General features: G+C 62.9%; 16 protein-coding genes. 8 read left to right on the top strand and 8 right to left on the bottom strand.

Annotated elements, in window-relative coordinates; all coding sequences use genetic code 11:
* Positions 1-287 precede the first annotated feature (287 nt).
* The 4 genes from V5738_RS18595 to V5738_RS18580 all read right to left on the bottom strand — a co-directional run bounded on the left by V5738_RS18595 (position 288) and on the right by V5738_RS18580 (position 4,254).
* Positions 288-659 (bottom strand): hypothetical protein, encoded by a 372-nt coding sequence (locus V5738_RS18595; protein WP_423822317.1) that lies wholly within the window; start codon positions 657-659, stop codon positions 288-290.
* Between the two features lie 219 nt (positions 660-878).
* Positions 879-2,333, bottom strand: a complete 1,455-nt coding sequence (locus V5738_RS18590; RefSeq protein ID WP_423822316.1) for a WG repeat-containing protein — start codon at positions 2,331-2,333, stop codon at positions 879-881.
* Positions 2,334-2,473: 140 nt separating this feature from the next.
* Positions 2,474-2,968: a hypothetical protein gene (locus V5738_RS18585; RefSeq protein WP_423822315.1), complete on the bottom strand. Its 495-nt coding sequence runs from the start codon at positions 2,966-2,968 to the stop codon at positions 2,474-2,476.
* The gene (locus tag V5738_RS18580; RefSeq protein WP_423822314.1) at positions 2,965-4,254 is read right to left on the bottom strand and encodes a hypothetical protein; all 1,290 of its coding nucleotides are present in this window, start codon (positions 4,252-4,254) and stop codon (positions 2,965-2,967) included. The genes V5738_RS18585 and V5738_RS18580 overlap by 4 nt, the downstream gene beginning before the upstream one ends.
* A gap of 349 nt (positions 4,255-4,603) precedes the next feature.
* On the opposite strand from V5738_RS18580, the gene V5738_RS18575 reads away from it, so the two are divergent.
* Positions 4,604-4,882, top strand: a complete 279-nt coding sequence (locus tag V5738_RS18575) for a peptidylprolyl isomerase (protein WP_423822313.1) — start codon at positions 4,604-4,606, stop codon at positions 4,880-4,882.
* Positions 4,883-5,111: 229 nt separating this feature from the next.
* Here V5738_RS18575 and V5738_RS18570 read toward each other — a convergent pair whose 3' ends face one another.
* Both V5738_RS18570 and V5738_RS18565 read right to left on the bottom strand, forming a co-directional pair.
* Complete coding sequence (locus V5738_RS18570; protein WP_423822312.1) at positions 5,112-5,318, bottom strand: putative motility protein; 207 nt, start codon at positions 5,316-5,318, stop codon at positions 5,112-5,114.
* Between the two features lie 141 nt (positions 5,319-5,459).
* Complete coding sequence (locus tag V5738_RS18565) at positions 5,460-6,566, bottom strand: quinone oxidoreductase family protein (RefSeq protein ID WP_423822311.1); 1,107 nt, start codon at positions 6,564-6,566, stop codon at positions 5,460-5,462.
* 439 nt (positions 6,567-7,005) lie between these two features.
* Between V5738_RS18565 and V5738_RS18560 the strand changes: the two genes are divergently transcribed.
* The 3 genes from V5738_RS18560 to V5738_RS18550 all read left to right on the top strand — a co-directional run bounded on the left by V5738_RS18560 (position 7,006) and on the right by V5738_RS18550 (position 10,264).
* Positions 7,006-7,233 (top strand): DUF2835 family protein, encoded by a 228-nt coding sequence (locus tag V5738_RS18560; protein WP_423822310.1) that lies wholly within the window; start codon positions 7,006-7,008, stop codon positions 7,231-7,233.
* Positions 7,234-7,375: 142 nt separating this feature from the next.
* Positions 7,376-7,825, top strand: coding sequence for a YaiI/YqxD family protein (locus V5738_RS18555; RefSeq protein WP_423822309.1), 450 nt, complete (start codon positions 7,376-7,378; stop codon positions 7,823-7,825).
* An 813-nt stretch (positions 7,826-8,638) separates the two neighbouring features.
* A complete protein-coding gene (locus V5738_RS18550; protein ID WP_423822308.1) occupies positions 8,639-10,264 on the top strand; it encodes a DUF6351 family protein in 1,626 nt (541 codons plus the stop codon).
* 58 nt (positions 10,265-10,322) lie between these two features.
* Here V5738_RS18550 and V5738_RS18545 read toward each other — a convergent pair whose 3' ends face one another.
* Complete coding sequence (locus V5738_RS18545) at positions 10,323-11,345, bottom strand: LacI family DNA-binding transcriptional regulator (RefSeq protein ID WP_423822307.1); 1,023 nt, start codon at positions 11,343-11,345, stop codon at positions 10,323-10,325.
* Positions 11,346-11,501: 156 nt separating this feature from the next.
* Between V5738_RS18545 and V5738_RS18540 the strand changes: the two genes are divergently transcribed.
* The 4 genes from V5738_RS18540 to opgC all read left to right on the top strand — a co-directional run bounded on the left by V5738_RS18540 (position 11,502) and on the right by opgC (position 16,475).
* Positions 11,502-12,653, top strand: coding sequence for a Gfo/Idh/MocA family protein (locus V5738_RS18540; RefSeq protein ID WP_423822306.1), 1,152 nt, complete (start codon positions 11,502-11,504; stop codon positions 12,651-12,653).
* 16 nt (positions 12,654-12,669) lie between these two features.
* Positions 12,670-13,746, top strand: a complete 1,077-nt coding sequence (locus V5738_RS18535; protein ID WP_423822305.1) for a sugar phosphate isomerase/epimerase family protein — start codon at positions 12,670-12,672, stop codon at positions 13,744-13,746.
* A 59-nt stretch (positions 13,747-13,805) separates the two neighbouring features.
* Complete coding sequence (locus V5738_RS18530) at positions 13,806-15,047, top strand: nucleoside permease (RefSeq protein WP_423822304.1); 1,242 nt, start codon at positions 13,806-13,808, stop codon at positions 15,045-15,047.
* Positions 15,048-15,353: 306 nt separating this feature from the next.
* Positions 15,354-16,475, top strand: a complete 1,122-nt coding sequence (gene opgC / locus V5738_RS18525; protein WP_423822303.1) for an OpgC domain-containing protein — start codon at positions 15,354-15,356, stop codon at positions 16,473-16,475.
* A gap of 415 nt (positions 16,476-16,890) precedes the next feature.
* Here opgC and V5738_RS18520 read toward each other — a convergent pair whose 3' ends face one another.
* Positions 16,891-19,431 (bottom strand): beta-glucosidase H, encoded by a 2,541-nt coding sequence (locus V5738_RS18520; RefSeq protein WP_423822302.1) that lies wholly within the window; start codon positions 19,429-19,431, stop codon positions 16,891-16,893.
* Positions 19,432-19,481: the final 50 nt, after the last annotated feature.

Genomic DNA, 19,481 nt, shown 5'->3' with positions numbered 1-19,481 from the left:
ACCGCGGCGCTCGCATGCCACAGCGACCGTTCCGACCGCTACGCCTTAGAACCTGCTCGGGTTGTGACGAAAAGATCGGGTCGAGGTTTATCCAGCTTTTCGGCCCTAAGCCAGTATCCGTTGCAATGTCTCGAACGAACCGGCCGCGCTCGCTGCGGCACGCTTGGCTGTGAGCCAAGCCCGATCGGTTATAAAAATCACCACGGGCTCGGCGCCCGCTTGCCGGGTATGGTCATACGGCTTCAGCCGATCGCATCCCGCCGACAATTAGGCCGACCAATACATGTCTATCGGCGATCGCGTCGTTGCTGTTCTAGGCGTTGATGCTGGCGCAGCCGCTGCTGCTCACCGCGTTGCTCTAGTCGCAGCTGCGAGCGCTGGCGCTGCTGTTGACTATGTAGTGTGTTCTGGCGCGCGCGTTGTTCGAGACTGGGTGGGCCCGACAGCGATGGCTGGCGCAGTTCAAGGTAGCGGCGTGCTTGTGCCTGTTCGTGTTCTAGGCGTTGCGACTGGGCTTGCTGGCGACGATCGAGTTGCTGCTGCTCGCGTGCCTGCTGCTGGGCCTGTGTAGACATGTCGGTGGCCAAGACGGCGCTGGGCACGGCGAGCCCGAGCGTGGCGACAGCCAATAAACAGCCGATCATTCGATATCGTTTCATGGCATCGACCTTGGTGGCGTTCGACACAGGCGGGCCCGGGCGTGCCTGGGTTCTTGCCATGGCAAAAGCCGGCCCGGCCAGTACGCCCAGCGCCGGGATTCGACGGCAGCTGCGAAGACGTACGACAGAGAATTTAGCGTCGTTTTCGGGCCGCACAAGATGGCTTGAACGATCCAAATCAAAGCCCGGCCCTCGGTGTATTGGACCGGACGGCACGGCTTACTCGGTACAGGCGGCGAGCTCGGCATCGCGATAGGCGCGGCCGGTTTCGGGGTCGAGATAGAATTCGTGCCGACAGCCGTTGTTACTCATCGTCGCCCGGCCGTCGTCGTCGATCCAGTCGTATATCGCCTCGGTGATGGCTTGGCCGGTCTGAACGTCGATCAGGCCGCGTCGATGGTTACGGGTATAGACGGCAGTCTGTGCCCAGCGCAGCGGGGTCGTGGCCACCTCGGTATCGGCAGCCCGAAATACCCAGCGGCCATCGGCGCTGTCGTAGATGCCGTGGCGGCCTTTAGCGTCGCGGCCGGCATAGCGATCCGGGCCCAGGGCGTACTGGGCCATGCGGCTCATGGGGAGGGCGGTGAATGAAAGATCGGGCTGTACGACACCGTAGGGCTCGGTCCAGGCGAACAGCATGTCGCCGTTGCTTAGCATGCGGGTGAACCCCGGCCGTGCGTGCCAATCGGGCGCCCAACGGCCCTCGCTGTCGATGAAAAACGCATACGCGACCGGGTCGGCTTCGTCGGACGGGTAAAGCCGAGAGATCATCAGAAACCAGGGGCTGTTCGGAACACTGGCAAGAATCGCACTGGCTGGGCCGGCCAGATCCTGAGCCCGCAAGACGCGGCCATCGTCGAATCGATAATCGGCAAGTCGGGTGGGCAGGGGCTTGGATAGATCCGGGGCGACAAAGAATCGGCCTTGGTCGTCCTCGAACAGCTGTGGGTTGTGGATAACTGCGGTGGCGCCTTGCGAGGTCGTCAATGTTACGGCGCTGCGCGCGGTATAGCGGTGGTCGTCTTTGGGATGGCCGTCGATGTCCAGGCGTCGATAGGTCGCGTCGCGGCGTTGCTGGACAAAATCGCCGTTGCGGGTGCGCCATATGACATCGTCGGCGATCGCTTGGATATCGCCTGCGGCGGTTGCTGCATAGAGCGTATGGCCAAGGCGCAGACGGGCGTCGGCGGGCCAGCTGTCATATTCGAGCTCATTCGGAATCTGGCGACTGGGGCGCCAGCTGTCCTGCCAGTAGCTGTCGTAGCTCGGGGCGTCCGAAAGATCGCGTTGTAGCAGGGTATTGCCCGAGCCGAGATCGAACACGGTCCACTTGGCGCGCGGTACCTCGGTCACCAGCCAAGGCCCGTGTGAGGCTGTGGATAAGATGTTGAATTCTGGGAGTACCTGCCAATCCCAGAATCGCCACCAGGCGTTGTATTCCTGTTTGGCGATCGCGATCGGGGTATGGCCGGTGGCGACCAGCACCACCCGGGCATAGTCGCGCGGCAGGATCGTATCGCCCCGGGCATCGACCAGACCCCAGTGGTCGGCATCGTCGGCCACTGGTGCGATACCGCCGATGCCCGGCTGGGCATCGGCGAATCGCGGTGCCACCACAACCTTGCCGTCGGCGGTGGCCAGCCCGTAGCGGCCGTCGTGCCCGAGCCAGGGCACCAGCGGCGAGCCGTCCCTCTGGCTTGTCTGGCCAGAGGGCGAGGAATATCCACAGGCACCCAGTGCAAGGCAGAACAGGACGATGACAAGGCCCGCAACACGACCGGGCCGTCGTCTTTGGGTCGGATTGGGGACTGGGGTCATGGCTTGGGCGTATTCGTATCGGCTGTTGTGCGGGCAATTCGCTCGGCCGCGGCGTTGTGAGGCGGTGGGCTTGCGGCCGGTGCGAACAGACGAGCGCAGACGGCACCGGCGAGGGCCGGTACGGGGAGGATGATCAGGCCCTGAAGCGAATCGGGATCGTGCCACCACAGTGTCGCGGCCCAGCATTGGGCCTCCCAGGCCAACACGCCGCATAGGCCGCCGAGCAGCCAGCGGCTGGGATGCGGCGTGTCGTGTTGGGTCGCGCCGTAGAACAGGCCTGCCAGGCCAGCAACGGGCAGGGCGAACAGATACCCGAAAATTGAAAACCAGAGCCAGGCGCCGACCACATCCTGGGGCTCGGCCAAGCTTAAGATCATGGCCGGCAGGATGATCACACCGGTGCCGATCGGCGGCCCGGCCAGGGCGAAGCGCCAGCCGTAGGCCAGCATCGTGCGCCAGGCCGGGACGGATCGGCCGGTCTTGTGGCTCATTGGGCGTCGATCCATGGCATCAGCCGGGCCTGTCGGTCGCGCCAGCGCCCCAGCGAGACCGCCAGGCGCACGCTGTGATACCCAGCGAGCAAGACAACGGCGGCGCCAGCCAGGGTCGCCGGCAGGGTGTTGAGCCACACCCAGGTGCTATTGCCGTTCCAGGCGTTGCCTGGGCTGCCAGTCAGTATCGCCCGTATCAGCGGCGTGTCGTGATAGGCGCCGATCGCCAGCGCGATCCAGGCCAGTATCGTCGCACTCAGGTGCTTGCCCCAATGCACCGGCGGAAAGCGGCGCCATTCCTCGTATAACGACAGCCCACCGTGCTGCACCACCTCGCCGCCTTCGGTGACGAGCACGTCGGTCTGCTCGGGAGTACGGCGGCGCAGCGGGGCCAGCCAGTGTTTGGGATATTGCAGGGCGAGATTGCCGATTAGGCCGGCTGGCCACGTCATGCGCATACTCATGATCGGCCCGCTCGCGAATTCGTACGCCCGGCGACGGATGGCGTCCGGATAGGTATCGCCCGGGGGAAACGTACGATCCTGTTCGACGCCGGGAATATCGTCGGCGCTATCGGCGATCAAGACGCGACCCCGCAGCCGAAATAGGCGTTCGCCCTGCTCGGGCGCGTGGAGCTGAATGAGGGGCCGATAGACCATCACGCCCATGACCAGCGGTATACAGCCGATAAAGAACCAGATCGGATGCGCCGCCGGCAGTGCGAGCATCAGGATCAGGGCGCCGACACAGATCAGCAGCACGGCCACGGTGCCCAAACAGCCGGTTTCGATGCCCGCGCCGCGGCGGCGCAGGACGTTGTCGGCCGGCGCTTCGCGGGTATGCGTTACGAGTTGGACTTGGCGCCTCGGGTCGGCCTCCGGACCCTCGGCGGGCGCCTCGTCGAGGCTCGGCAGGAGGCGCTGGCCATTGAGCTCGACCACGAGCGCCCGGTCGCGGGCCCGTACGACTCGGGCGGTATTGGTTCGCTCGATCGCTTTGACCAGACTTTCGTGAACCCCGACCTTCAGATCGCCGATATAGGTCGGGTGGTCCCGGCCGGACAGACCGATCAGCGAAAAATCGCCGTGGGTCGTATGGACCTGCTCGTTGATGAGCGGATCATGGGGATAGGCCAGGGCCACCGCCAACCGCTCCCGTGGCGATAGCGTTGTGCCGTCGTCGGCCTCGCTCAGGCGCTGAACGGCCTGCCGGTTGCGCGAGGCGCGCAGCCATAGCGGTATGCCGGTGACGATAAGAATGATGATCGCAAGCAGCGTGAGATTCATAGCAGGCGCCGGGCCGAAAACAAGCTGTGCGCGGCAGGCACACCACGTACAGCGATTCGCTCCGGTGTTTGAATATGTGGATAAGTATATAGCGCCCGTATTGGTTCGGCGCGGGCCGGTTCGCATTCCGGGGCCGCGGGCAGGAAGACACGGCATCGAGCGGCTTGTTTTCGGCCAAGCGTGCCTGCCCAAGCGCTTGATCGCATCACTCGGATCAGAATGGGCCAGAGGTCGGTGGGGTCAGACCGGCTCGGATCGCGGACGCCCAGCGATGGGCCAGGGCAGACTGTTTTTTGATCTGTGTCGTAAACTGCTGGCTTGCCGTAATTAAACAAGCAGGAGTTGCCCCATGGCCCAAGCTAGCGCCCGTCATATTCTCGTCGACAGCGAAGACCAGTGCCTCGAGTTGAAACAGCAGATCGAAAACGGCAGCGACTTCGCCGCAGTCGCGCGTGAGCATTCGACATGCCCGTCCGGCCGCCAGGGCGGCGACCTCGGTACCTTCGGCCCCGGCCAGATGGTGCCGGCGTTCGATGAGGTGGTCTTCAGTGCACCGCTCAACGAGGTCCAGGGCCCGGTCAAAACCCAGTTCGGCTATCACTTGCTGGAGGTTACCGAGCGCGGTTGATCATTACCGTACTTGGGCCGTGCTGGTTGGTGGGGATGCCCACAGGCGGCTTTTAGAGCCACCTCGATGAACGGGTTGGGCTTGCCGAAATCGGTCGTACACCAGCCCGGCGTGATATCGAGCAACGTTCTGACGCAGAAAGACCGCCAACGCCGAGTAGGTCGCAGGGACTAGCCAAGCCGCAGCACGCCCGTGCTGCGGCTTGATTCGGTTCCAGCGATCGTACGCGTTAGGCGAAGGTATTGATCTGCGTACCCACCGAACCGGTGGTCGCAAGCGCCGGCTGCGTTTCCATTGAGGACATCAACTGGCCGAGCTGCGAGGCTTGGCTGTCGAGCGATTTCCGCAATAGATTGGCCTGTACTTCCTGGTTCTGGTTGTGTTGCTGCAAGGCCAGGGATGTGTTGACCGCCGAATTGATGCTTCCTGAATCCATAAGCTCTCCTATCCGTCTCAAACTTGAGGCCGGACAGATATATCGGCCGGCTGCTAGCGGGCTTGAGGCACATGAGTCGACCCGGCCATGGTCGGCGCCGATCGATCCGCAAGCCGGGCAGCGCCCGACCACCACGCCGGTCTAGTCGTTCGGCTGCGGCGCGGGGGCGCCGGTGATTTCGCTCATATCGAGGACGATCTTGCCGCGCACGCCGTGGGTGGCCAGCAGTTCGTGGGCGGCAGCGGCTTTGGATGAGGGAAAGACTTTCGCGATACGGATCGGGAGCACGCCTTGCTCGACCAGATGGCCGATCTTCGCGATCGCTGCGTGGTCGGTGATGTGGTCGCGCACGTCGACGCGGGTGACACGGATGCCTCGAATGTCGGGTGCGTCCTTCCAGTCGCGGAGAGCGATGTACTCGCCATTGTCCTTGAGCGCGGGAAAGGCACGAGTTCGGATGCCGGCCGTATCGATCACGGCGTCGACGCCTTTCGGGTAGATCTGTCGGACCTGGTCGTTCGCATCCTCGCCGCGGGCGATGAAGTGGGAAATACCGTAGGAGCGCAGGTCGGATTCGTCGGAAGATGACGCGATACCGACGACCTCCAGCCCGTCCTGCTCGGCGAGCACGCTGGCGAATGTGCCGACCGAGCCCGCCGCGCCGATCACCAGCAGGCTCGAGCCCTTGGGCAGATCCAGCGCGTTCAGCGCAGTTTGGGCAGTCATCGCTGTAGTCAGAAACGAAGCGGCTTCTGAATAGGCGCGGTCTTTTGGCATCGGAATGACCGATTCGGCCGGCACGTTGATGTATTGGCTATAGCCGCCGTAGCCGGCGAAATTCGATACGATGGCAGTGACGTCCATGCCGGTTTCGAGCCCAAGCGCGGGATCGACCTTATTGCCGATTTGGTCGACCACGCCCGAGACATCCATACCGGGAATATATGGAAAATCGTGGCCTTCGTAGTAGTCGGCCAGAGCCCCCTCGCGCACCATCTGATCGACCGGATTGACCCCGGCCGCCATGACCCGAATCCGGACTTGTTTGGGTTTCGGTTCCGGTTTGGCCACCGTAACCACACCAAGCACTTCCGGCCCGCCGTATTGGTAGAGGCCGATGGCTTTCATGGTCTGGGGATCGTGATCTGGATGGGCAGACTTTGTATCGGCCGGGTCTTGGGCGGCCTGTGCACAGCTGACTGTGAATAAAGCAGCAGCGACGGACAAAATAGCGGTCAGTCGAAACATGGGGACTCCCTGAAAACCCAAAAGCTGCGCCTCATGAGGTGTGAGATCACGGCTCGAGAATTGAAAATATGGCCGGTTCAGTTCATTTTTATTTATACCTGAATTAATGGAACCGTTGTCAGAGCGCGTGCCGAGTCTGGCCAGAGACCGTCCCGCCCAATAGCCAGCCATACCGCACATTGCAGCTTGCCGGTGATAAAAACAGCCGGGCCGTGCAGACCATAGGCGCCTGGTTTGCCTGACAGTTTCGACTTCCTGACGACAGCCGCTTCGGACCTGTCGAGTCGCCCGGCTCGTGCTCGCCGGAATTGTCGAATAGGGTGGTCTTCGAGCCCACAGGTTGGGGGCGAAGCTGGGTGGCGGCCCTGGTAGTGATACCGCTCAAGTGCGCTGGCGCATGGCCGTAGAAACAGTATGAAACGCACCAGGCTCAGCCGTCGTGCCGAGTATTGATATCGTTCTCGATCTGACCGCGGCCCAATGTCGGTCCTACTATGCAGGCCAGGCCGATAATATTCGGACCGTGAGTACCGACGGCCGTGCGGTGCGCCTGCCGGCCCAGGCGATGCATCGCATCGTCGATCGCGAGGGCGTGCGCGGGATCTATCGTCTGGCCTACGATGCCCGAGGACGGTTCCAATCGATCGAAAAGCTCGCGCCGCTCTAGGTGGTCGAAGCACGATACTTAGGGCCGGCTGGCGATTGATCGATCGCGGGCCGCGCCCCCGTTGGGTATCGCTTCGGTTAAGGCCTTGGATGCGGCCGTGACAGCCGCAGATTGAACTGCCATGCCCCCAACGGAGACTGGCGTGCAGATATGGGTCGATGCGGATGCCTGTCCGGTCATGATCAAGCAAATCCTGTTTCGTGCCTCGAAGCGCACCGGCATACCGGTCACGCTGATCGCGAACCAACCGCTGCAGGTGCCGCGCCAGCCGCAGATTCAGGCGGTGCAGGTGGCTAGCGGTTTCGACGTGGCCGACAACGAAATCGTAAGGCGCCTGACAGCGGGTGATCTGGTCATTACTGCCGATATTCCCCTGGCCGCGGAAGTCATTGAGCAGGGTGGCCAGGCCTTGAGCCCGCGCGGCGAGATGTATTCGGCCGACGATATCGCCGCTAAGCGCACTATGCGGGATTTCATGGATACGCTACGCGCCAGCGGTATCCATGGCGCCGGTCCGTCCGCGCTGGGCGACAAGGAGCGCCAAGCGTTTGCCAACGCGCTCGATCGCTGGCTGGCGAAAGCGGTTCGCTGACGCGGCCCTGCCTCTGAGAGGCGCGGCGGTTGGGCCCCGGCACGCCGGCGGGGCCGATGGCGCTCTGGCCAGTCGGTGTTGCTGCCGGCTAGCGTCGGCCGGTCATGCGGCGGCAGTGGCGTTTCGCCGCGCCGGAGCACGCCGCGGACTGGAGGTATATGACGCAATAACCGTTAGGGCGTGTGGAGGCTTCCTCCGGGCGGCGCGTTGCTGCCCCCAATCGTGTCTGGCGAGCCGCAAGCCGCTGGTTCTGGGCGTGCCCCGATCAAAGCGCGTAACGCGGCTAGATTCGATTCGGGGCGTCCCTTTCGAAATAACGGTTGCTCGGCTGCAATCCAGCGTTGCCGCTTATTGAGGTCGCGCAACGCCCCCGCACTCGCCGCGCCTCGGCTTGCAGCCGAACAGCCCTGCCGAACAGCCCTGCCAAACAGCCCTGCCAAACAGCCCTGCCAAACAGCTTTGGGCGCGGACTCGCACGAAACCTCGACACGGCCTAGCAGCAGTTCCGGCCCTGGGTTTGGCTGTGCATCGCGATTACCGGCCTGGGTATGGTTATCGCTGCTGCTGTGGCCGTGGGTGTTCGGTTGTGGTCTGCCCTATCGACGACGGCGGCTTCCCGGCTGAGTTTTTATTCAGAAAATCGGGGAACCAGCGGCTGTGCCTGAGGCCGGCTGAGGCAGGCATATCGCGTACAGCACGCCGGCGCCTGCATTGTCCCGCACGTGGTTACGGCAACGCGTATCGACTTTCAGTGTATTGTGAACAAAAGTTCGCAAGGCGTCTTTTTGAGTCCATCAAACTAGGGAGGCGAGCGTGAAAAAGAGTTGTCTGTATGCGCTGGTGATCGGGGTCGTTCTGCTGCAGGCCGGCTGCAATGATGACGACGTCGATGTCGCGATCGGTGACTCCGTTCAGAACTGGAGCCGCGACTGTGGTGCCATGGCCGATGTGGCCACCCAGACCGAGGCCCAGCTCGAGACCAGTCGGGTGGCTGCCGAGGGAGATACGCCGGCCTACTGCCAAGTCTCGGGGCGTATCAACGAGCGTACCGGCACTGGGCCCGGCGGCCGTGCCGAGGACTACTACACAGGGTTTGTCCTGCGCATGCCGGACAACTGGAATCAGCGTTTCTATTTCCAGGGCGGCGGCGGCACTGATGGCAACCAGGTCCTGGACGAGGTCCAGGGTGCCCGCGCAGCCGGCGAGGAGAGCGCACTAGCGCGTGGCTTTGCGATCGTCGCCACCAACGGCGGCCATCCACAGAACGATGTGAGCTTCGGTTTCGATAAGCAGGCTCGTATCGATTACGGCTACAACGCCATAGAACAGGTCGCGCCGACCGCCAAGGCGCTGATTGCCGAATACTACGGACAGGAGCCGGCGTATTCGTATTTCGTCGGCTGTTCCAATGGTGGTCGCCAGGCAATGCAGGCCGCCCAGCGCTATCCGGATTATTTCAATGGGATCGTGGCCGGCGATCCGGGTTGGAACCTTACCCAGGCCGCGATCGGCGAGACCTGGAATACACAACAGTTCGCCCAAATCGCTAAGCGTGATCCCGAGACTGATATGCCGCAGCTATGGACGGCGTTTCCTCCGGAGCAGGGCGATCTCGAGGCGCTCTCCGATGCGATCCTCGATTATTGCGATGCTGCCGATGGCATCAGCGACGGCATGATCAATCGGCCCGAAGCCTGTACGGGCTTCGACGTAAGCCAGGTCGATGCCTTGAGCGAGGGCCAGCAACAAGCCCTGCAGGCCTTCCACGAAGGCCCGCCGAACGATGTATACAGCTCTTTTCCCTGGGACCCCGGCATGCGCGGCCAGGGCTGGCGGCGCTGGACTATCGGTAGCCCGGGGTTCAACGGTATCAACGCTGCCATGGGGGCCTCCTCGCTGGCGGCCGTGTTCACCACCCCGCCCACTGACCCGTCCGATCCTCTGACGTACGCCTTGAACTTCGATTTCGATACCGACCCGTCGGCCACGGCCTCGGCTTCCGAGATCATCGATGCGGATAGCACCCACCTCCAGGCCTTTAGCCGTGCCGGACACAAACTCATCATCTACCAGGGCATGGCCGACCCGGTGTTTTCGGCCAATGCGATCATCGGCTACTACGATCGGCTGCTCGACGCTCGGGGTGGTTTCGAAAAGGTCGGTCGCTATGCCCGGCTGTTTCGGGTGCCCGGCATGAATCACTGCGCGGGCGGTCCGGCGACCGATCAATTCGATATGCTCAGCGCGATCCAGCAGTGGGTCGAAAACGACCAACCGCCGGAGCGGATTCGCGCGAGCGTCGATCCTGACAATCCCGAGATTCCGAGTGCGTGGGAGGGCCGTTCGCGGCCGCTATGCCCTTACCCGCAGTTCGCGGCCTACCAAGGCAGCGGTGATCGCAATGCCGCTGTTAATTTCGTCTGCGAAACGCCGGATTAACGGTGGCCCGGCCTGTGGCGTATGTCTTGTCCACAGGCAGCAGCCGTGCCGGCTCGGGTCATCCCGCCGGCGTCGGCCCATCGTTCGGGCCAACGCCGGCGGTACTGTCCCGGATCAGCAACCGATACGGCAGTATCCGATGCGCCACATCGAGCGGCTGCTGTTCGAGAACTGCGATCAGCATGTCGACCGCGGCTTCGCCAAAGTCTTCTGCGGGCTGGCTGATTGTGGTGAGTGGCGGGTCGCAGTAGCGGGCGAACTCGATGTCGTCGAAACCGGCGAGCGAGATATCGTCCGGCACGCGCAATCCGGCCTGCTTGATCCCCTGCAGCGCGCCGATCGCCATTTCATCGCTTTCACAGAAGATGGCCGTCGGCCGCTCGGAGCGCTCGAGCAAGGCACGGGCGCCGGCATAGCCGGACTGGGGCGTGAAGTCTCCCGGCTGGAGCAGCGTCGCGTCGTAGGCCAGACCGGCGTGGGCGAGGGCATCCCGGTAGCCTGCAGCGCGATCGCGGGTCAGCGGACTGCGCCGGGGACCTTTGATCATGGCGATACGGCGATGGCCGAGACCGATCAAGTGCTCGGTCATGTCACGGGCTGCGGCGCGATTGTCCAGCTGGATCGAGGGGCAGGGCGGCGCGTCAAGCACTTCACAGGCGTTGACCATTGGCAGCGGCTGCGGCCGGTTTGAGGCCGGAAACGGATCGTGGGCCCGCAGCTGGATCACGCCGTCGGCCTGGCGCGAATTCACGAGCCCGGCATACCCGGCTTCGACCTGATCGTCGCCCTGGGTGTTACATAGCAGCACGCCATAGCCGGCCCGCTGGGCAGCTTGTTGAATACCGGTGATGACCCGCGCATAGAAGGTGTTGGCGATCTTGGGCACCAGCACCACCAGATTGCGGGTGCGCTGGGCACGAAACTGCACGGCGGTCAGGTTGGGGTGGTAACCGGCGGTCTCGACGGCCGTCAAAACCCGTTGCCGGGTCTCGGGCGAGACCACGTCCGGCTGTTTTAAGGCGCGCGACACGGTGGCCACTGAGACTCCAGCCAATCGGGCGACTTCCCGAATACTCGACACGGCACGCCTCTGGTGTCTGGAAATCGATCAGCATAAGACAAGCAGGCCGGCCGATGCGCGGGCCTGCGACTTTGCGCTAATTGCTGTGACCACGCGAGGTGGTAGTTTTAGCGATAATGTAACCGGTTACATATTGGCTCGAGCAAGGAGTTCACGATGACGGAATCTTCGCCTCCCATCCGCGCCGGCATGATCGGCGGTGGCCAGGGTGCTTTCATAGGTCAGGTACACCGCATGGCGGCCCGGCTCGATGGTGATTTCGCCTGGGTCTGCGGCGCCTTCAGCCGGGATGCCGACAACAACCAGGCGACCGGCGCCGGACTCGGCATCGCGCCCGAACGGGTGTATGCCGATTGGCAGACGCTGATCGAGCAGGAGCAGCGCCTGCCCGTCGACCAGCGCATCCAGCTGCTGGTGATCGCCACGCCCAATCACCTGCATGTGCCGATTGCCCGGGCCGCGCTCGCTGCTGGGCTGCATGTGTTCAGCGAAAAACCGGCCGGCGTGAGTACCGCAGAAGTGGCAGATTTGGCCCAGCAGCTTGGTGCGAGCGGCCGGCTGTACGGCCTGGCCCATACCTATCTGGGCTATCCGCTGGTCTGGCAGGCCCGGGAAATGATCGCCCGGGGCGAGCTGGGCGACCTGCGCAAGATCCACGTCGAATATCCCCAGGGCTGGCTCGGCGAGATAGGCGACAATGCTGGCGCCTGGCGCGCCGATCCGGCCCAGTCGGGGGCCGGCGGCTGCCTGGGCGACATCGGCACCCATGCCTTCACCCTGGCCGAATTCGTCTCGGGCCACCAGATCGATAGCGTGCGTGCCTCGTTGGGCGTGCATGCCGAAGGCCGGCAACTCGACGACGATGCCGACGTGCTGTTCCGGACCCGGCAGGGCGCCAGCGGCACGCTGATCGCCAGCCAGGTCTGCAGTGGTGAGGAAAACGGTTTGAAGATCCGGCTGTACGGCGAGCTCGGCGGTCTCGAGTGGCAGCAAATGGAACCCAACACCCTGATCCATCGCCAGCACGGCGCCCCCCAACGGTGTCTGCGTGCCGGGACTGATCGCCCGGGGCTGTATCCAGCCGCGCAGGCACGGCTGCGATTGCCGGTTGGGCACCCGGAAGGCTATCTAGAAGCCTTGGCCAATCTGTATCGCGACTTTGCCGCAGCGATCCGCCGGGGCGCGTCAGGCACGCCGGACGGGGTGCCCGGTATCAAAGACGGGTTGCGCGGCATGGCCTTCATCGATGCGGCGATCGTCAGCCATGGCGGCGGCGAGCCCTGGGCCCGCCTCGACGTGCCGACCTGAGAATTTTGGAGTTTCTATGCACGACACGATATCGATCGACAGCCAGATTCAGGGCCCAGGGTTATTCCTGGCTCAGTTTTTGGGCGACCAACCACCGTTCGATACGCTGGATGGCATTGCAGCCTGGGCCCGTGAGCTCGGCTACACCGGCATCCAGATCCCCAGCGGTGACCCGCGCTGCATGGATCTGGCCCTGGCCGCTGAGAGCCAGGAATACTGCGATGAGCTCAATGCCCGTTGCGAGGCTTCGGGTGTGCGGATCACCGAGCTCTCGACGCATATCCAGGGCCAGTTGGTAGCGGTACATCCGGCCTGCAACGAGTTGTTCGACGGCTTTGCGCCGGCCCACCTGCGCGGCCGTCCCGAAGCGCGTACCGAATGGGCGATCGAGCAGCTGCATCTCGCCGCCCGCGCCAGCCGTCGGCTGGGGCTGACCGCCCACGGCACGTTTTCCGGGGCCCTGCTATGGCCGTTTTTCTATCCCTGGCCACAGCGGCCGGCTGGACTGGTCGAGGAAGGCTTTGCCGAACTGGTGCGGCGCTGGCGGCCGATTCTCGATAGCTTCGAGGCCGCAGGCGTGGATCTGTGTTTCGAGATTCATCCTGGCGAGGATCTGCACGACGGCGCCAGCTTCGAACGTTTTCTGGAGGCGGTCGATGGGCATCCGCGGGCCAAGATCCTGTACGACCCCAGCCATTTGCTGCTGCAGCAGATGGATTATCTGGGCTTTATCGATCGCTATCGCGAGCGGATCGGCATGTTCCACGTGAAAGACGCGGAATTCACGCCGAATGCGAGCGCCGGCGTCTACGGCGGCTATCAATCCTGGATCGATCGGCCCGGGCGGTTTCGCTCGCTGGGCGATGGGCAAATCGATTTCGGCGCGATCTTCAGCAAGCTCACCCAGTACGGCTTCGACGGCTGGGCTGTACTCGAATGGGAGTGCTGTCTCAAGGATTCGGCCCAGGGCGCCCGCGAGGGGGTGGACTACATCCGCCGCCACTTGATCCAGCGTGCCGGGCGGGCCTTCGACGACTTCGCCGGCGTCGAGGCCAGCGCCCATCGCAATCGACGCATTCTCGGGCTCGACTAGCCGCGCGTCAGAGCAGCCGGCTGAGACCGGCACGGATAGACCATAAAGAGGAGAGGATCATGATTCGTGCACGGCTCAGCCTCATGATGTTTCTAGAGTTTTTTATCTGGGGCGGGTGGTTCGTCACCCTAGGCACGTTTTTGGGTGAAACGCTCGATGCCTCGGGCCGCGAGATCGGCATGGCGTTTTCGACCCAGTCCTGGGGGGCGATCATCGCGCCGTTCATTATCGGCTTGATCGCCGACCGGTTCTTCAACGCCGAACGTATTCTCGGCGTGTTGCATCTGGTCGGCGCGGTGCTGATGTATCGCCTGTTTCTAGCTCAGGATTTCAGTGCCTTCTATCTCACGGTGCTGATCTACATGATTCTGTATATGCCGACGCTGGCGCTGGTCAACGCCGTTGCCTTTCGTCAGCTTACCGAGCCCAAGCGCGAATTCGGCAAGATCCGGGTCTGGGGTACGCTGGGCTGGATCGTGGCCGGGCTGGCGATCAGCTATGTGTTTGCCTGGGACGGTGCGGCGGCGATCGACGCTGGCGCGCTGCGCTATACCTTCTTGATGTGTGCCGTCGCCTCACTGGTGCTGGGTGTTTACAGTTTCACGCTGCCGGCCACGCCCCCCAAGGCCGGCGCTGCCGGTACGAGCCTCGGCCAGCTGGTAGGCATCGATGCGTTGCGGCTGCTTAAAAACCGGGACTATGCGATCTTTTTCGTGGCCTCAGTGCTGATCTGTATTCCCTTGGCGTTCTATTATCAGAACGCCAATCCGTTCTTAGCTGAAATCGGGGTCGCCAATCCGACTGGCAAGATGACGCTGGGCCAGATCTCGGAAGTGCTGTTCATGCTGGCGCTGCCCGTTTTCATCCAGCGCTTTGGTATCAAGCACACCCTGTTGCTCGGCATGCTGGCTTGGGGCCTGCGTTATCTGCTGTTCGCTTTTGGTGACAGCGGTGGGCAGGTCTGGATGCTGCTGCTCGGCATCGCCCTGCACGGTGTTTGCTACGATTTTTTCTTCGTCTCCGGCCAGATCTATACCGACCAGCGCGCTGGCGAGCGTTTCAAAAGCGCCGCCCAGGGCATGATTACGCTGGCGACCTACGGTATCGGCATGCTGATCGGTTTCTGGGTCGCCGGCTGGATCACCGATCATTACAGCCAGGCGAACGGACACGACTGGCAAACCATCTGGCTGTTACCGGCGCTATTCGCACTGGCGATCATGGTGGTGTTTATGGGGCTGTTTCGTGATGCTTCGTCTGCCTCGCGATCTTCTGAGACTGCCGTACACTCGGAAGAATAGAACCAGACAACGCGCCGAAAAGCCGTGTGGCAGGCGCGTCGATGCCTCAGCGTGCCGATGACGATGCGTCGATCTTTTCAAACGCGGCGCTGTCGTGGCCAGAAAATCAGGATTTTTGAACGATAGCCGACATGACATACTAAAAGCCTTCGCAAGGCCGCACGGACAACTCCTGTGGTCTTAATGACCGAACGAGTCGGATCGCAGGGGGATTCGGCCGGTACTCGGCAACGGCTGCAGGCTGGGCGCCATGGGTTCGCGTCAACGGCGGCGGGTTGAATGAGCTGAACGAGTCAAGGGGGGCACTTGGCCAAACGTCTTTTGTATGTCGATCTCGCACGTACCCTTGCGGTCGTGCTGGCGCTGTGTGCGCATTCTTTCTATTCGACCGGGCTGATGGCCAAGCTCGGTTCGGGCAGTCTGTATCTGACCCAGTTCGTGCATCTGGCCACGCCGATGTTTATTTTCATGTTCGGCTTCATGATCGAATATGTCTATGTTCGGCAGGTCAAAGAAGGGCGCGGCGCCGAGACCGTCAAACGCCTGCTGGCGCGCAGTCTGCAATGCTATCTCTGCTATGCCCTGACCGCCCTGGCCGGGGTGTTGGGCGGCTGGTACAGCTTCGGGCAGTTGTTCGATGCGCTGTTATTTCTTGAGCATGCCCGGTTCGGCAATATTCTTCGAATCTATACGTTGCTGATGTTGCTGGCCCCGTTTCTGATCCTACTGCGCCTGCGGTGGGGCGCCGGCGTACCGTGGCTGCTCTTGATCCTGGTGCTGGGCTCGTTCCCGTTGCTCAGCCACTGGCATGCTCACGTCTGGGGGCTGCATCCTCAACTTGCCAATCTATTGGTCGGCACTGGGCCGGTATTGAGCGGGCCCAGTACCTGGCATGCCGCCAGTTTCGCTTTGGCGGGTATGTGTATTGCCTCCTGCAGTACGCCGGAGCGGGCGAACGAGCCGCGTGCCTTCGTACTGGCCGGGCTGGGGCTGTTGTGCGTTGCGGCAGCCATGACTGCGCTGTTTGCCCAGCAGTCGCTCTTAGCCGTATGGCAGGATTTCAGCAGTGCCCAATACCGACATCTGAACGCGCTGAATTACTACACGATCGGCATTGCCACTAGTACGCTTCTGTTATTGGCCACCCGTGGCCTCCAGTACGCTTTCGATCTGGCGCCTAAGGTCTCGGGATTGTTGCCGTTGGGCCGTGCTTCATTACTGGCCTATACCGCGGGCAACGTATTTCTTAATTTATTCACGCCCTACGAGCTTTCGTTGCCGGGCAGCATCGCGTTCATCGTTGTGTTTTTCGTCAGCGTGCTGGCCGTTGCAACCTGGACTCAAAAACTGCCTTACTACGAGCACATACGATACGTACTCAACCTCGGGGTAGTATCGCGTCGGCGAACGGTGACCCCGGCGGGCTAAAGACAGGATGAGGCGCGTCGGCGGCCAGCTCGTTTGCGAGTGTGGTCGAGCATGCGCTTGCGTCGCGTTCGACGGGCGCGCCGCCGGATTCCGGTCGAAGTCACGTCTATGGCTACGCGCAGGACGTTCGGGCGCCAAGAGCGGAGGCGCGACGCGGTTCGGTCCTGTGAATCGCTAAGCCGCGCTATGGGGGGCTTGAGATCGGTCGGCTAGGGGCCGTGTTGGCGGGGGCGCGTTGGCGCCCGTCGTCGGGCGCCGATCGGGTGTGTTCGATACGCTGGGGCAGCAGATTTGTCAGGCCCTGAGCGGCGGCTGCAAAGTCCGTCTAAACGAAAGGCCCGAGCCGCCTGCCCGAGCCTTTGTCGATTTCAGGCTCGCAGACCGACGGTCGGCCCGCGAGCTTGCGATAGTGGCATCAGTCGACCGTTAGCTGCCCGACCGAGTTCACCTGGCTGACCGATTGCCCGAGATAGACTTCGTGCTCGCCCGAGTCGGGAACCCAGCCGCCCTCGTCTTCGGACCAGTACCGCAGTACTTGATCGGTCAACGGGATATCGAGATCCTGGGATTCCCCGGGCTCCAGGCTGACATGGGCGAAGCCGGCCAACTGCTTGGGCGCCATCACCACCGGTGTGCCCGAGGCCGAGCCGATATAGACCTGGGGTACGGCAACCGCAGTGTGATCGCCTGAGTTACGCACCGTCACCTGCACCGAGTAACCGCCATCGGTCGTACTCAGCTGGGCGTTGGTATATTCGACTTCGCCGTAGGTCAGCCCGGAGCCGAAGGCAAACAGCGGCTGTACGTCGTAGTAGTCGTACCAGCGATAGCCCACCAGTGTGTCTTCATCGTAATGGACCTGGCCATCTACGCCGGGATAGTTGCGCTCCGAGGCCGTGGGCGAGTTATCCAGCGAGGTCGGGAAAGTCACCGGTAAACGCCCGCCCGGGGTGGCATTGCCCAGCAGCATGTCGGCGATTGCCCGGCCGCCTTCCTGGCCTGGATACCAGGTTTCGAGAACGGCGCTGGTCTGATCCAGCCATGGCATGGAGATCGGCCCGTCGGTGTTGAGCACGACCACCGGGTTGTCGGCGGCGGCGGTTACGGCGTCGAGCAACTCGTTCTGGAACAGCGGCAGATCGAGGGTGTCGCGATCCTGGCCTTCGGTGCCTTCGTTGAAGCCGAAGACGACGACATGATCGGCCTGGCCTGCCAGCTCCTCGGCTTCGGAAAATGCCTGCTGGCGAATCTCGGGCGACACCCAGGCAAAGCGAATCTGTAGCTCGGTATCGGGGTCGCCGCTATTCACGCCCATCGAAGCCCCGGCCTCGCCGGTGATTTCGAGGGTATGCGCACTGCCGGCTTCGAACGAGACCTCGTACGAGGCTACGGTCAGCCCGTCCGCGCTTTCGAGCAGTCGGTTCGAGAACAACCCGCCGGTTCTGGCCACCTGTTCGCCGTCGAGTGTGACCGTACCGCTGCCGCCTTCGGTTTGAATAAGCAGCCGATAATCGCCGGCTTCCGGTGCAACGAGTTGCCCGGTCCAGGTCCAGTTGGAACCGGCGGCCAGCGCATTGTCGCCGACGAAATCGATGGTCGAATCGATCCGCTGGGTGCCGCCTTCGCTCATGGCCTGGAGCCCGTTGGAGTCCTCGCTGTCGCCGGCGCGTAGTGCCGAGGCCGGCACTGGTTCGCCGTCCAGGCTGATGCCGGGGGCATAGCGGATATCGGCGTCATCGCCGAGGGCGTTACGCAGCGCCTCGAGCGGGCTGACCGTTTCCAGCGGCTCGACCGCAGAGCTACCGCCGCCGCCGAATAACAGTCGCTCGGCGGTGGGGCCGATCACTGCGACCGTGCCGATATCGTCTGCCTGCCAGGGCAGGGTGTTGTTTTCGTTGCGTAGCAGCACCGAGCCGGCTACGGCAGCTTCGCGGGCCACTTCGGCATGCGCTTCGGTATCGATCTCGGCGTCGTCGTCCTGATCGCCATCGAGCATGTTAAAACGCGACATCTGGCGCAGGATGCGCTCGACCGAGCGGTCCAGCAGGCTTTCGTCGACCGTGCCGTTGGCCACGGCGTCGGCCAGGGGCTCGCCGTAGTAGGTGCCGTTGGGCATCTCGAGATCGAGGCCGGCCTGGATCGAGGCTTCGGTGCTGTGGGTGGCAAACCAGTCGGATACGACGAAGCCTTCGTAGCCCCATTCATCGCGGAGAATGGTATTCAGGGTGGCGGCGTGTTCGCAGTTGTACTCGCCGTTGATCCGGTTATAGGCACACATGATCGAGGCGACATCGGCATCTACGGCGGCCTTGAAAGCCGGCAGGTAGATTTCCCGCAATGCCCGCTGGCTGACATTCACGTTGACCGACTGCCGGTCCTGTTCTTGGTTATTGGCCACATAGTGCTTGACCGTCGCCATCAGGCCTTGCTGCTGAATGCCCTGAACATCGCTGCTGACCAGGCGCGAAGCCAGATAGGGATCCTCGCCCAGGGTTTCGAAATTACGCCCGGCCAAGGGGGTACGTACGATATTGGTCATCGGCGCGAGCAAGACATCCTGCCCGTGTGCCTTGCCTTCGCTGCCGATCACCTGGCCGTAGTCGGCCGCGAGCTGTGGATCGAAGGTCGAGGCCAGTCCGATCGGCGCGGGCATGGCCGTCGCTGGTTCCGATGTACGCACACCCAGTGGCCCGTCGGTTAACCGCAGCTCCGGGATCCCGAGCCTTGGAACCCCCGGTAGATAGCCGGCGCCAGCCAAGCCTTCTGGGTCGGTCGTGCCATGCAACATGGCGATCTTGTCTGCGGTCGTCATCTCGCTGACCAGGGATGTCGCGGCGTTCGAGTTCGATGCGTTCGACGAGCCGTCGCCCCCATCGTGATCTGAATCGTCGCAACCGGCCATCGTGATCGCCGCTATACCTATAGCGGACATGCCCAGGGCTCGGGTGATGTTCATGCTGTCTCCTCCCAGTATGTATCGTTATCTCTTTTTTATTTCGCATTCGT

Origin of the sequence: Salinisphaera sp. SPP-AMP-43, assembly GCF_049568105.1 — a bacterium.
Taxonomy (GTDB): domain Bacteria; phylum Pseudomonadota; class Gammaproteobacteria; order Nevskiales; family Salinisphaeraceae; genus Salinisphaera.
The sequence above is the reverse complement of the archived record's forward strand: the minus strand, read 5'-3'. Positions and strand labels throughout refer to the sequence as shown.